Below are 13148 nucleotides of genomic sequence, written 5' to 3'. Positions count from 1 at the left end.
GAGATAGAATTAACTGAGTGTATCTGTACGTATAACTATCAACGCAATTGCGTGTGCTGTGGCTACGCACACCGTGAGATGGGAAATTTAGATGTCAGAACTGAACGATATTCCGAACGGACCGAGAGAAGGACAGGACGACGGCGTCGAAGTCACCGTTGGCATCGATCAACTGGAGGCGTTTCTGACGGCCGACGACCCCGACGTCAGAGAGTACGCCGCTAAGACGCTGGCCAACGAGGCATCGAACCGACCAGGAGACGTCCGCTCCGCGGTCGAGTCGCTAATCGATTGTCTCGGGGACGACCCGGCGATCAGGTCTCACGCGGCTGCGGCGCTGTCGGCCGTCGCGGCCGCCTTCCCGAGGGAGACCCGGGATGCCGCGCCGGCGCTAACCGATCGTCTCGAGGGATCGGGAGCGGTACGGGCCGACGCGGTGGACGCGCTCGCGTCGATCGCTGCCGACGATCCGGATGCGGTCTCCGATTCGGCGACAGCACTCGCAGCCTACGTGACCGCCGACGAGGAACGCGTCCGTGTTCGAACAACGGACGCGCTCGCATCGATTGCCGCCGACGATCCCGAGCCGGTCGTTCCCGTCGCCGACGAGGTCACGGCCGCAACCGACGACGAGACCGTTGCGGTCCGAGAGAACGCGACGGCGACCCTTGCAGCGATTGCGGCATACGAACCCGACGCCGTCCTCGATGTCGTCGATCCGCTCGTCGACCGTCTCGAGGACGAGCCAGCCGTCAGAGAACACGCCGCTCGAGCGATCCGGTCCGTCGCGGCCGAACGGCCGTCAGCGGTCGCGACGGCGGTCGAGCCGATCGCGGCGGGGCTCACGGACGAGCACGAACCTGTCCGCGCCGACGTCGCAGCGGCGCTCGAAACCGTCGCGACGGACCGTCCCGATTCCGTCGGCGAGGTCGTCGACCGACTCGCGTCGAGCCTCGACGCCGAGGCCGCCGTCCGCAGGGAGACCATCAGCGCCGTCCAGGCCGTTACCGAGAGCGCTCCCGATGCAGTCGTCCCGGCCGTCGATCCGCTCGTCGAGCGACTCGCGGACTCCCTCGAGACGGTGCGGATCGATGCGGCTGCCGCGCTGGCGACCCTGGCGACGGAGCGGCCCGACGCGGTCGAGCCGGCCGTCGAGCCGCTCGCGGACCGACTGGGAGGGGACGACCCGCCGGTTCGACGGCACGGTATCGCAGCGCTCGCCGCTGTTGGGGATGGGACTCCCGCGGCGCTTGCCCCCGTCGTCGGCGAACTCGCGGACGTGCTCGCGGCCGATGACGATGACGACGTGCGGTTCGAGGCCGCCCGCGCCATCGCGGCGGTCGCCGAAATCCGGCCCCGTTCGATCCGGCCGATCGTCCCGCAACTTGCTGACCGACTCGACGATCCCCACGAACCGGTCCGTGATCACGCGGCCGACGCACTGAGCGAGAGCGCGCTCGCGGAAGCCGACGACGAGGTCGACGTCCCGGCGCTGATCGACCGACTCGAGGCGGACGACGAGTGGGATCGCGGCTACGCCGCCCGCAGGCTGGCCGAAATCGCTGAATCCGGGGTCGCCGACCCACATCCGGCGGTTCGGTCGCTGTGTCGGCGCCTCGACCACGACAGCGCGGCGGTGCGGCGGTCGGCCACACGGGATCTCGTCCCGATCGCCGCCGAGCGACCTCGAGAGGCACGCGAGGCAGTCCCATCGCTCGGTGACCGACTCTCCGACGAGGACGCGAGCGTCCGCAACAACGCTGCACTCACGCTCTCGAGGATCGCCGGGACGCACCCTGACGATGTCCGGCCAGCGCTGATCGGACTATTCAGTGCGCTCGACGATTCGGACCGCAGCATCCGGGAGACGATCCGCGAGACGCTCACCGCGGTCGCACCCGTCTCGCGCAGCGACTGCCGGCCATCGGTTGCGCTCGCCGTCACGGAGACCGACGCCGACGAGGCGGGGATCCGCGTCGCCGCCTGCGAGGCACTGGCTGTTCTGGACTGCGAGACTGGGGCCGAAACGACGGCCGCCGTCGGTGCCGTCTGCGACCTGCTCGTCGATCCGACGCCGAGGATCCGTGCCGCGGCCCTTGATACGCTCGAGATGCTCCTCGCGGCGGATATCGAGGCCGAGCCGACGCCGTTCGAGGCGGTCGTCGAGATTCTCTCGGACAGCGACGACCGCGCGACGGCGATTGCGACGGCGCTCGCCGACATCGCGCGGATCGACCCGGAGCTGATCGCCGGGGCCGCGACCCCGCTCGTCGAGCAGTTGCGGGCGGCGACGGGCGACCGGCGGCGAGCGCTCGTGCGGACGCTAACGACGGTCGTCGGGGCGACCGATCGCAGACCGGTCACGGAACTCCTCTTCGGGGACCTCGAGTCGGCCGATGCCGACCGGGCGTCGATCGCCCGCGATATCGCTCGATTGGCGGCCGCTGCTCCGGCGGACGTAGCGACGTGCCGAGATCGACTGGTCGACCTGGTCGATGACGACGACGAAGCGGTCCGGGGGTATGCAACGCTGGCGCTCGGGACGCTCGCCGTCACGGGCCACGACGACGGCTCTGCACTGAGCGAGGCGCTCGAGCGCGTCGACGATCGGCTGCTCGATGCGGCCTCGCTAGTGAGCGGCGGCGAGATGCCGAGCCACGTCGACGGAATCAACGATCAGCTCTCCGGGCTTGGAAAGCGCGTCGAGGACGACCCGTGGGCCGCTGGGCTCGCCGTCCTCGCGCTCTCGGTGCTCGCCGACGAGTCCGAGAGCCTGCGGCCAACCGGTGTCTCGAAGATCGCCGCTGGACTCGCCGTCGAGAGCCCGGTCGTGCGAGCCACCGCCGGACGCACACTCGCGACGATGGCCGCGGACGATCCCCACGGACTCAAGGCGGCAACCGACGAGTTGCGCGCCGCCCTATCGGACGCTGATGCCGACGTCCGGGCGACGGCCGGGTCAACCCTGGCCACCGTCGCCGCAGCGAGCGGTGCACTCGAGGCCGACGAGGAGCGTCTCGCGGCCGGCCTCCGCTCGCGCCTCGCCGATCCCGACGGGCGCGTTCGAGCCCGTGCGATTCGGACGCTGACGGCGCTCGAGGCGGTCGACTCACTGTCCGTGATTCGGCCGCTGGTCGACGACCCCGTTCCCGCCGTCTCGACTGCAGCGACGACCGCGACAGCGCGACTCGAGGACGCTCGTGACGAGGGGAGCGACGAGTCTGACTGGCCGATGGCCCGAGCGGGACCGGCGGGCACCGGCTTCGCTGGCGACGGGGACGCACTCGGCGGGCGGCCCACCAAACGGTGGCGCGTCGAAACTGACGGTACCATCGACGCCCCGCCGGCGCTGGTCGGCGACACGGTCTTCGCCACGACCGATGACGGCTGCGTCGTCGCACTGGCCCTCGAGGACGGGAGCGAGCGCTGGCGGGCCGAAACCGACGCGCCGATCCGGACTACGCCTGCCGTGGTCGGCGACGCGGTCTACGTCGGCGGTGACGCCGCGGTCGACGCGCTCGATCTCGAGACGGGGGAACGGGCCTGGCGATACAGCACAGATGCCGCCGTCCGATCATCGCCGGTCGTTGCTGGCGGAACGGTTTATGTCGGCGGCGAGACCCTCCACGCGATCGACGCCGACACTGGCCATTCAGTCTGGACCGCACCGCTTGAGGACGCACTCGTCGGCGTCGCCGTCGACGATGGCGTCGTTTATGCCGCCTGTGAGGAGCGTGTGATCGCGCTCGAGGCCGACGACGGGAGCCGGCGCTGGGAGACGGACCTCGGTCTCGGAGGGACGGTACGTACGTCACCGGCAGTCGCCGATGGAACCGTCTCCGTCGGCTGTGGCGGCACCCTCTGCGCGCTATCGACCGCCGACGGGTCGCGGCACTTCCGGTTCGACACTGGGGGACGATTCGCTGCATCGCCGGCCATCGTGGACGGGTACGTCTACGCTACCAGCACCAACGGGAGCGTCTACGCGGTCGACGCGAGGACGGGTGCCGAACGCTGGCGGGTCGCTGCCGGTAAGCCGACGACCGATCCGGTTGCCGTCGACGATACCGTCTGTCTGGGCACCTGCGATGGGCACGTCACCGCGCTGTCGACCGACGACGGCTCCCGGAAGTGGGAGCTGGCGGTCGAGCCCGTTACGGACGTGACGGCGATCGCCGTCGCGAGCGGCCGGCTCTGTCTCGTCGGCCCGGACGGAATCACCGCAATCGGGGACGCAGAGTCGTCCTGGAAGGCGTCGATTTCGGGGCTGTTCACCCGGCTCGGAAACGGGTCATCGTAGCTCACGGTCGTCAATATGTTCGAGCGACCGGCGTCGGTCCGATTCTCGAACGGAGGGGACCGGACAAAAAGGCCCACTGGTTCGCGAGCCGAACGGCATGATCTGCCGGCGAGGCCACGTCTTAAGCGTCTCCCGACCGTCGTCGCCGTGAGCGACGACCGAGACCGATGGAACGAACGGTACGAACGGGCCGACCTCGAGCCCGCCGACGACCCTATAGTAGGAGTTAGAAATAACTGCTCACCTTTGGTACAGAGAGCTGATTAAGTGCGGTATCGATCGCCGTTGTTAACTCGCCAAGTGAGTCAAAAACCGATTGCTGAGAGCCGTTTGGAGCTGTCGCCAGCACTCTTCGACCGGATTGAGTTCAGGAGAGTACGCCGGTAACGTGACGAAGGCGAGGTCGTCACGGGCCGCCAGGTCCGTGACGGCCGATGCCTGGAAATACGGCGCTCCATCGAGCACGATGATTAGATCTTCTTCGAATTCTTTGCATAACGCGAGAATGAAATGTTTCGCGTGATCGGCAGTGACGTACTCGGTGAATCGTGAGAAGAAGCACTCGCCGTCTTCGGTGATCGCGCCGAGCAGACACGTCCAGTCGCGTTGGCCAGAAAGTTCGACGCTCGGCCGCGTGCCGCGCGGAAACCACGCGGCACGCGGCTCAACCTGGACGGATTTCTTGGTCTGATCGATGCAGACTACTGTGGCGTCCATCTCCGCTCGCTTTTTTTGAGTTCGTCACGGAACTCTTCTGTGTCGGATTCCTCGGCTTCGTCGGCTGTGCGGCGCGGTTTTTGGTAACTCAATCCAGCTTCTTTGAGCAACCGCCGGCAACTCGGATAGGAGTACTCGACGCCGTAGGTTTCTTCAAGAAACTCCTGGACGAGCGCCGGCGTCCATGCCGGCGCGTCGATCCCGACTTCCTCGGGAGGTTCGTGAACGGTTTGTTCAAACTCTTCTTGCTGTGTTTCTGAGAGCTTTCGTTTTCTCCCGGATCGGTGAGCATCAGAGACGGCTTGCTCAAGCGGTTCGTCCGTATCGAGTCGCATGAGCCAACTGTAGATCGTCCTTCGACCAGTGTCGTGCCACTCTGCAAGTTCGGTCTGTGTCACGCCGTTCTTGTACGCAATCGCCGCTAACAACCGTTGTGTCGGCTTGTTTCCCTCAACCTTGTCAAGGGCGTCTTGGAGTTCTTCAACGGAAATCTCGTCGAGATGGTCCATTGTCTACAGTAACAACCTACGGGCGAAAATTCTAACGGTTACTATATTCCGGAACTTGAGCACCGAATCGCGACGCTCCCCGAGGAGCGGGCGCTCGACGTCGCGACTGGGACCGGTCGAAACGCGCTCTTCCTGGCTGAGCACGGGTACGACGTCGATGCGGTCGACATCGCCGAGGCCGGACTCGAGCGGGCACGCGCCCGGGCCGCCGAGCGAGGCGTTGACGTGAACTGGCTGCGCGCCGATCTGGCCGATTTCGACGTCGGCCACCGGCGCTACGACGTGATCACCGTGAGCTTCTTCGCCGCCCTCGAGCACCTTCCGACCCTCAAGGAGGCACTGGCCCCCGGCGGCGTGTTAGTCTACGAACACCACCTCCGCTCGAGCGATCCGGTCGCCGGTCCCTCGAGCGACCGCTATCGCTATCGGTCCAACGACCTGCTCCGGGCGTGTCTGGATCTGACGATCCTCTCCTACGAGGAACGACGACGGCCAATTGACGAGGGCACGAGCAACGGGGACGGCGATGGAAACGGTGACGGAACCGTCGCGGTCGCGACCCTGGTTGCGCGCCGCTCGAGCGGCGGGACACAATCGTACCCGATGCGCTCGTGTGTTGCCGATATGGATCTCTGATCAGTGTCGAACGATCCTGACTGCACCCTATTTTCCCGGCCTTTTCAGTAGATATAAGTCAAAATAAGATGACTGTAAAACTATATTGCCCGACAGATTGACTCGACCGATGCGCTCGAGCGCCTACGCGACCGTCAACGAACGGCCGTCCCGTCTCACCAGTCCGGGGTGGGATCGGTGACCGACTCGGCCGACGACACCGGCGAACGGGCGTCGCTCCCCGACTGCCCTCGTTGTGGGAGACCGATCTAGCAGGTGACGATGCGCGGTCCCCTCGAACGGATCGCAACGCCCTGTGGATGTTCGGTCGCACCCGGCATCCTCGAGGGCAAGACGAGACCAACGACGGAGTCGGACTGACACACTTGGCCCCTCGAACCGGCTGTGATCGGGTCCGTCGAACGCCCATTTCGACCGGATCACTGTCCTTTTCACGACGGCTCGTCCACTCGAGACTGATGTTTGGGGCCTCTCTCGTCGTCACTGCACTGGCCGGCGTCGTCTTCGGACTCGCCCTCGCGGCTCCGCCAGGGCCGATGAACGCACTCATCGCCGAGGAGAGCGTGGTCCGCGGCTGGGCGGCCGGCTTCCGGGCCGGTCTCGGCGCGATGCTCGCGGACGTGATCTTTTTCGTGCTCACGCTCGCCGGTATCGTCGCCGTCCTCGACAGTGTTCCAGTCGTCCGCCCGGTGCTCTACCTCGCTGGCGGGTGTCTGATGGTGTACTTCGCGGTCGGCGCGATCAGTGAAGCACGGGCCGCCACGTCGTTTACCGACGCCGGCCGGGCCGCTGCCAAGGGGTTCCGGAAGACGTTCGTCCTCTCCCTGACCAACCCATACCAGATCGGCTTCTGGCTCACCGTCGGCGTCGGCCTGCTCGAGCCGGGGACGCTCGACGTGTTATCCTACGCGCCGGCCGTAGGTGGGGCACTCGAGGGGACGTTAGTCGTCCAGACCGGCTCACCGGCGCTGCTGGTCGGGTTCTTTGGTGGGATCGCCCTCTGGATTGTCGCCTATCCGGCAGCGCTGGTCGCAGCGGGGAAGCGCGTCGACGCCGTCGCGCCCGTGGTCGCCGCACTGAGCGCCGTCGTCCTCGTGGGATTCGGGCTGCTCTTCCTCCTATTGGGAACCCTACGAATCGTCTGAGCGGCTGGCTATCGCCGCCCGAGCGGCCGGTCGCGGATCGACGGTTACTCGCCTAACGCGGCGATTTCGTCCTCGAGCCACTCGCGGAACCACTTGACGCGTTTCAGGCGCTGGTGGGCGATGCCCTCGGCGGTCTCGCTCTGGACGCGCGAGGCAGCGTCGTACCCCCGTTCGAGGACGCGCTCGACCATCTCGTCGCAGTCCATGTGCGTGCGCGCCTCGTAGCCCATTCGCAACAGCATCAGGGCGGTGCCGTTCGCGCCGACCTTGTCGAGCAGGTCGGCCTCGATGAGACACTGGGCCTCAAGCGCGAGATCCGTCAAATCGCCCTGATAGGAGTGGTGTTCGATGGCGCGACACACCTGCTGGATGAACGACTCGGGATACTCGGCGCGGGACTCGAGGTACTCGCGGGCGACGCGAGCGCCGGCCTCGGCGTGGAGTTCCTGGTCGGTCTCGAGTTTGGCGACGTCGTGAAAGAGGGCGGCGACGCGGGTGACGTCGACGTCCGCACCCTCCGCTTCGGCGATGTCGGTCGCGAGATCGACGACGTTGAGGATGTGATTGTGCCGGTACTCGGCTGAGTGCCAAGGGTACCAGCGCATGCGGCCGCCTTCCTCTTCCTTCTCGACGCTGGCGGCGAGGTACTCGAAGACGAATCCCTTCATCTCCTCGAACTCGGCGTCGGTCACCCGCGTTTCCTTTATTTCAACGCCCACGATAGATCCCTCCGCAATAGACGAACGATAGTCATTACCGGAATGTTCGGTCGTTTCGTTCTTTAGCCTTTGGTTCGGACCGGTTTCGCTGAGAGATGACAGTCACGTGATTCGATCGGTGCGGGCCGGGAGCGAGCGCTCTCGGCTCGAATCGGGGCGGAACGGTTCGCCACTGCTGTTGCAACTACCACCATTTTCCGTTAAAGTCAAACAGTCGGCTCGGGTATGGGTGAGTATGAGTAGCGAACAGGACGCGGAGTCGATTCGGTGTCTCGTCGCCAAAGTCGGTCTCGACGGCCACGATCGCGGCGCTCACGTCGTTGCACGCGCGTTCCGGGATGCCGGCTTCGAGGTCATCTACTCCGGACTGCACAAAGCCCCAGAGGAAATCGTTCAGGCCGCGGTGCAAGAAGACGTCGACGTGCTCGGTATCTCTATTCTCTCGGGCGCTCACGACACGCTCGTCCCGAAGATCATGGACGGCTTAGCGGAGTACGGTGCCGCGGACGACACGCTCGTCCTCGTCGGCGGCGTCATCCCCGAGGAGGACCGCGACGGACTTAAAGAGGAAGGCGTCGCGGCGATCTTCGGTCCCGGGACCTCGATCGATGAGACCATCGATTTCGTTCGCGAGAACGCGCCGCAGCGATGACCATGGATCCCGACGACGAATCGCTGCTCGAGGCGCTGCTTGCAGGGGAACACCGCGCGCTCGCCCGGGTCATCTCGAAGATCGAGAACCGGTCGCAGGGGTATCGCGATCTCGTCTCGGCGCTCTATGCGCACACGGGAAACGCCGACGTGATCGGCATTACCGGCTCGCCGGGCGCGGGCAAGTCCACGCTGGTCGACAAACTCGCCGAGGAGTACCGCGACCGCGGCGAGACGGTCGGGATCATCGCGATCGATCCCTCCTCGCCCTTTAGCGGCGGGGCCGTCCTCGGGGACCGGATCCGGATGGCCTCTACCGTGGGCGATATGGACGTCTTCGTGCGCTCCATGAGCGCCCGCGGCACCCTCGGCGGGCTCTCGACGGCGACGGCGGACGCCGTCAAAGCGATGGACGCCTTCGGCAAGGACAAGATCATCATCGAGACCGTCGGTGCCGGCCAAAACGAGATCGACATCGTCCGAACCGCTGACACCGTCGCCGTCCTCGTCCCACCGGGATCGGGCGACGACATCCAGACGCTGAAAGCCGGTATCCTCGAGATCGCCGACGTATTCGTCGTCAACAAGGCCGACCGCGACGGCGCGGATCGTACGGTTCAGGAACTGCGAGAGATGGTCCATCTCGGCGAGGAAAGCGGGCTCGCGGGCGGGAGCGGCGGCCACCACGGTGCCGACGCGATGAGCGGCGGTGACGGCCGAGGCGACGCCGCCGACAAAGACAATGCGGACGACGAAGCGGCGGACTGGACCCCGCCCATCGTCGAGACGGTCGCGACCAAAGGAACCGGCGTCGAGACCTTCATTGACGAACTCGCAAACCATCGTATGTACCTCGTTGACTCCGGCACGCTTGCCGAGAAGGTTCGACAGCGCTACGCCGAAGAGATCCGCGCCCTGTTGCGCGAGGACGTCCACTCCCTGCTCGAGGAGGAACTCGCCTCGAGCGGTGGGATCGACGAGCTCGCCGACGCGGTGCGGCGAGGCGAGACCGACCCCTACTCGATCGCCGGCGACGTGCTCGCACCTGTCGAGGCCTGCGTCGAAAACCTCGAGACGGGCGATGGTTCGAACGCGGAGTAACGTTCCGATGGGGAGCAGAGACGATCCTTCGTGGCGATTTTCGGTCGTCTCAGAGACGACACTTTCGGTGAGACACCCTCGTTTTACGAAAATATTTGATGTGAAATGGAACGGAACCAACAGAAGAGGCTGTCACCCAGATCATTACACTTAAAAGCAGTCTCAAAAATAGCTATCCGGCCCACATCCATAAGGAATAGCTATGAAGGAACAGGAGCTCATCAATCTCCACGCGCTGCTGTTCGAAGTTCGCGTGTATCTCGAACGAGAGGAGGGTGTTCCATCCGACAGCTTCGAGGACTACGACGCGCAACCGGTCCGTCCGGCGCACATTCACCGCCGGAAAGAAGCACACGAAAGAGCGATCGGCCTTCTACTGGTTGCTATCATTGAGTCCGTTTGCGGATCCTCGCCACCAGAGCAGACGATTGCGTCTTGAACTCCCCCGTCACTAAAGCGTGGGACTCAACATGAACTCCCGCTTTACCTAGTAGCAAGGGAGAAGAGCACAATTCGCGTTCACATCCCGTTCACGTCCGGCCGCTGACCACCGGTTCTGTGCCACGGATTGATTCTAGCAGGTTCTGACCCTGAACCTGAAGTCTAAGGCCATCGGCCGCTTACGGTCCTCTATGAAAGCCCGAACAGTCCTCGGTGTCGCCCTCGGAACCGTCGGTGGTGCCGTCCTCGGGAACCGCCTCCTCAAGCGACGTGCGAGCGACCTCGAGAGCCCATTGGTCGGCATCGAGCGGACGTATCGCTGGCGGGGAATCGAGACGACCTACACCGTCGCCGGCGATCCGAACGATCCCGACATGCTCCTCCTTCACGGGATCTATACGGGCGCGAGCAGCCACGAGTTCGAGCCGATCGTCGAGCAACTGGCCGAAGACTACCACGTCTACGCAGTCGATCTTCCCGGATTCGGCCGCTCGGAGCGGCCGCCGCTGGTCTACTCCGCAACGCTGTACGCCGAGTTCATCCGCGACTTCGCGGCCAACGTCACCGACGAGCCGATCGTCGTCGCCTCCTCGCTGTCCGGCCCGTTCGCCGTCGATGCAGCCGACGAGACCGACTTCGAACGCCTCGTCTTGATCTGCCCGACCGACGAGACGAGCGACGAGCGGCCGTGGGTCCGGACCCTCCTCCGGACGCCGGTCGTCGGCACAACGCTGTACAACCTGCTCGCGAGCAAACCCTCGATCCGGTACTTCTACGATCGCGACGGCTACTACGATTCCGACCGGATCAGTGCTGAGGAAGTCACGTACGCCTGGGACAGCGCCCACCAGCCCGGCGCGCGCTACGCCCCTGCCTCCTTCGCCGCGGGCACCCTCGACCCCGATTTCGACCTCGCGACAGAGCTGGCCGCCCTCGAGACGCCGACAACGCTCGTCTGGGGTCGCGACGCCGAACTCGTCCCGCTCCGAGAAGGCCGGGACCTCGCCGAGGCGGCCGACCTCGATCTGGTCGTCATCGACTACGCGACGCAGTTGCCCCACGCCGAACACCCCGACAAGTTCGTCGAATATCTGAGCGCGGAACTTCCGCGGGCCGGGATCGGCTCCGGCGAGTAGTCGAGTCCGAAAACGGCTTCCGCGATCGAGTGAGAAAGCGATGCACTATCGTCGCGGCTAAATAGGACGGGTTACGCCGGTCGGAGGCTGATCACGCGCTCGCCTGTCGTCTCCGAAACCGTGATCTCGAGTTCGACGGTGAGCCCGGTTTCGACGTCTTCGAGATCGATACCGACGACCTGCCCAGTGAGGCGAACGGGGCCGAAGTCCACAATGGCAGTCGCATAGGGTGCGTCCTCCTCGAAGGCCGGCGTCGGGACGTGCGTGACTGTGAACGTCTGAATATCGCCGGTTTCGGGTAATTTGACTTCCGTGAGATCGGTCGATCCACAGTCGGGACAGACCAGACGCGGCGGCAGGGAGCCGTGCCCGTTGGCACACTCGAGGTAGTAGGCGTCGTTGTTTTCGGCGGCCGCGAGCCACTCGTCGAAGCCGGCGTCGGTGACGCTCGATTCGGAGTCGCTCATTCCTCCACCACCTCCAGAACGTGAACGGTCGCACTCGCGACCGTGCCGCCCGCGTTGTGGGCGACGCCGGTCGTCGCGCCGTCGACGTGTTCGCTGTTGGGATGCTCACCGGCCAGCAGGTCGGTGACTTCGGCAATCTGGGACGCGCCGGTCGCGCCGACCGGGTGGCCCTTGGCTTTCAGCCCTCCCGAGAGATTGATCGGCATCTCGCCGTCCGCGGTCGTCCGACCGTCGCGGGCCGCCGAGATTCCCTCACCGATCGGCTCGAGATCGAGCGCCTCGAGCGCGAGCACCTCGGCGATGGTAAAGCAGTCGTGAACCTCCGCGAAGTCCACGTCACCGGCGTCGACGCCGGCGTCGGCGTAGGCCTCCTCACCGGCCTCGCGTGCGGCGGGCGAGCGAGCGAGGTGGTCGCGGTCGTGCAGCGCCATCCGGTCCCCGCCTTGGCCGGTGCCCGTGATCGCGACCGGGGCCTCGAGGTCGTGTTCCTCGGCGTAGGACTCGCTCGTGAGCACGAGCGCGGATGCGCCATCCGAGATCGGACAGGCATCGTAGAGACCGAGCGGTTCCGAGACCGGTGGGGCCTCGAGGACATCCGAGACCTCGATCGCGCGCTGGTACTGGGCTTTCTCGTTGGGGAGGGCGTTCGCGTGGTTCTTGACGGCGATGTGGGCCAGATCCTCGTGTTCGCCGCCGAACTCGTCGAAGTAGGCCTGTGCCATCAGCGCGTACGCGCCGGGGAAGGTGACGCCGGCGCGGACCTCCCAGAGGTCGTCGGCGGCGATCGCGAGCGCTTCGGTCGCGCCTGCGGTGCCGAGGTTGGTCATCCGCTCTGCCCCGCCGGCGAGCAACACGTCGTTCTCGCCGTTGCGAATCCGTTTGACCGCCTCTCGGACCGCGGTGCCACTCGAGGCACATGCGGACTCATAGCGGGTCGCGGGGGCCTGGACCCCCGCTGCTTCGGCCATCAGCGGCCCCTGATGGCCCTGATGCTCGGAGAGTTCACCCATGAAGTTCCCGTAGAGGACGGCCTCGACGTCGTCCCGGGGAACGCCGCTGTCCTCGAAGGCCGTAATACTGGCTTCGGCAAAGAGCCCTCGGCCGGTCCGTTCGGGGTTGTTCCCGAACGGCGTTAGCCCTGTGCCTGCGACACGTACGTCACTCATATACACACGTGTAGTAGACGGATCCGTTAATACTCCGCGGTTACGGCGATGGAGTCCGTCGCAATAATATACTCAACCTCTCGGAGCGAATCTCTCGTCTCGGCTCACGGCAGTGTTTCGCTCGTTTCCACGCGCTTATACCTCGTCGCGCCACACGTGA

Annotated in this window: 9 protein-coding genes and 3 pseudogenes; 8 read left to right on the top strand and 4 right to left on the bottom strand. The window is 65.5% G+C overall.

Going from position 1 to position 13148, the window contains the following annotated elements; all coding sequences use genetic code 11:
• Positions 1–91: 91 nt before the first annotated feature.
• A complete protein-coding gene (locus tag K6I40_RS14105; RefSeq protein ID WP_222919673.1) occupies positions 92–4300 on the top strand; it encodes a PQQ-binding-like beta-propeller repeat protein in 4209 nt (1402 codons plus the stop codon).
• A gap of 226 nt (positions 4301–4526) precedes the next feature.
• Here K6I40_RS14105 and K6I40_RS14100 read toward each other — a convergent pair.
• A pseudogene (locus tag K6I40_RS14100) lies at positions 4527–5526 on the bottom strand (IS630 family transposase).
• 45 nt (positions 5527–5571) lie between these two features.
• Between K6I40_RS14100 and K6I40_RS14095 the strand changes: the two are divergent.
• The 3 genes and pseudogenes from K6I40_RS14095 to K6I40_RS14085 all read left to right on the top strand — a co-directional run.
• Positions 5572–6162 (top strand): annotated as a pseudogene (locus tag K6I40_RS14095) (class I SAM-dependent methyltransferase); the annotation flags it as partial.
• A gap of 168 nt (positions 6163–6330) precedes the next feature.
• Positions 6331–6522, top strand: a pseudogene (locus K6I40_RS14090) (hypothetical protein).
• Between the two features lie 98 nt (positions 6523–6620).
• Positions 6621–7307 carry a LysE family transporter gene (locus K6I40_RS14085; protein ID WP_222919672.1) on the top strand — a complete coding sequence of 229 codons (687 nt, stop codon included), beginning with the start codon at positions 6621–6623 and terminating at the stop codon, positions 7305–7307.
• Between the two features lie 44 nt (positions 7308–7351).
• Here the strand turns inward: K6I40_RS14085 and K6I40_RS14080 are convergent, their stop codons facing one another.
• A complete protein-coding gene (locus tag K6I40_RS14080; RefSeq protein WP_222919671.1) occupies positions 7352–8026 on the bottom strand; it encodes an HD domain-containing protein in 675 nt (224 codons plus the stop codon).
• Positions 8027–8261: 235 nt separating this feature from the next.
• Between K6I40_RS14080 and K6I40_RS14075 the strand changes: the two genes are divergently transcribed.
• The 4 genes from K6I40_RS14075 to K6I40_RS14060 all read left to right on the top strand — a co-directional run bounded on the left by K6I40_RS14075 (position 8262) and on the right by K6I40_RS14060 (position 11355).
• A complete protein-coding gene (locus tag K6I40_RS14075) occupies positions 8262–8678 on the top strand; it encodes a cobalamin B12-binding domain-containing protein (protein WP_222919670.1) in 417 nt (138 codons plus the stop codon).
• A 2-nt stretch (positions 8679–8680) separates the two neighbouring features.
• Entirely contained in the window at positions 8681–9778 is a 1098-nt protein-coding gene (gene meaB, locus K6I40_RS14070; RefSeq protein WP_222920375.1) for a methylmalonyl Co-A mutase-associated GTPase MeaB, read from the top strand.
• Positions 9779–9980: 202 nt separating this feature from the next.
• Entirely contained in the window at positions 9981–10217 is a 237-nt protein-coding gene (locus tag K6I40_RS14065) for a UPF0058 family protein (RefSeq protein WP_222919669.1), read from the top strand.
• Positions 10218–10410: 193 nt separating this feature from the next.
• Positions 10411–11355 carry an alpha/beta hydrolase gene (locus K6I40_RS14060; protein WP_222919668.1) on the top strand — a complete coding sequence of 315 codons (945 nt, stop codon included), beginning with the start codon at positions 10411–10413 and terminating at the stop codon, positions 11353–11355.
• A 71-nt stretch (positions 11356–11426) separates the two neighbouring features.
• Here K6I40_RS14060 and K6I40_RS14055 read toward each other — a convergent pair whose 3' ends face one another.
• Together K6I40_RS14055 and K6I40_RS14050 are read right to left on the bottom strand one after the other, a co-directional pair.
• Positions 11427–11822, bottom strand: a complete 396-nt coding sequence (locus K6I40_RS14055; RefSeq protein WP_222919667.1) for an OB-fold domain-containing protein — start codon at positions 11820–11822, stop codon at positions 11427–11429.
• A complete protein-coding gene (locus tag K6I40_RS14050) occupies positions 11819–12988 on the bottom strand; it encodes a beta-ketoacyl synthase N-terminal-like domain-containing protein (protein ID WP_222919666.1) in 1170 nt (389 codons plus the stop codon). The genes K6I40_RS14055 and K6I40_RS14050 overlap by 4 nt, the downstream gene beginning before the upstream one ends.
• Positions 12989–13148: the final 160 nt, after the last annotated feature.

Origin of the sequence: Natrinema sp. SYSU A 869 (assembly GCF_019879105.1) — an archaeon.
Classification (GTDB): Archaea; Halobacteriota; Halobacteria; order Halobacteriales; family Natrialbaceae; genus Natrinema.
This window is presented reverse-complemented; position numbering and strand designations above follow the sequence as displayed.

Coding starts and splice junctions, on each gene's coding strand:
- K6I40_RS14065 (WP_222919669.1), top strand. CDS start 9,981: ATGAAGGAACAGGAGCTCATCAATCTCCACGCGCTGCTGTTCGAAGTT.
- meaB (WP_222920375.1), top strand. CDS start 8,681: ATGGATCCCGACGACGAATCGCTGCTCGAGGCGCTGCTTGCAGGGGAA.
- K6I40_RS14050 (WP_222919666.1), bottom strand. CDS start 12,988: ATGAGTGACGTACGTGTCGCAGGCACAGGGCTAACGCCGTTCGGGAAC.
- K6I40_RS14085 (WP_222919672.1), top strand. CDS start 6,621: ATGTTTGGGGCCTCTCTCGTCGTCACTGCACTGGCCGGCGTCGTCTTC.
- K6I40_RS14075 (WP_222919670.1), top strand. CDS start 8,262: ATGAGTAGCGAACAGGACGCGGAGTCGATTCGGTGTCTCGTCGCCAAA.
- K6I40_RS14055 (WP_222919667.1), bottom strand. CDS start 11,822: ATGAGCGACTCCGAATCGAGCGTCACCGACGCCGGCTTCGACGAGTGG.
- K6I40_RS14105 (WP_222919673.1), top strand. CDS start 92: ATGTCAGAACTGAACGATATTCCGAACGGACCGAGAGAAGGACAGGAC.
- K6I40_RS14060 (WP_222919668.1), top strand. CDS start 10,411: ATGAAAGCCCGAACAGTCCTCGGTGTCGCCCTCGGAACCGTCGGTGGT.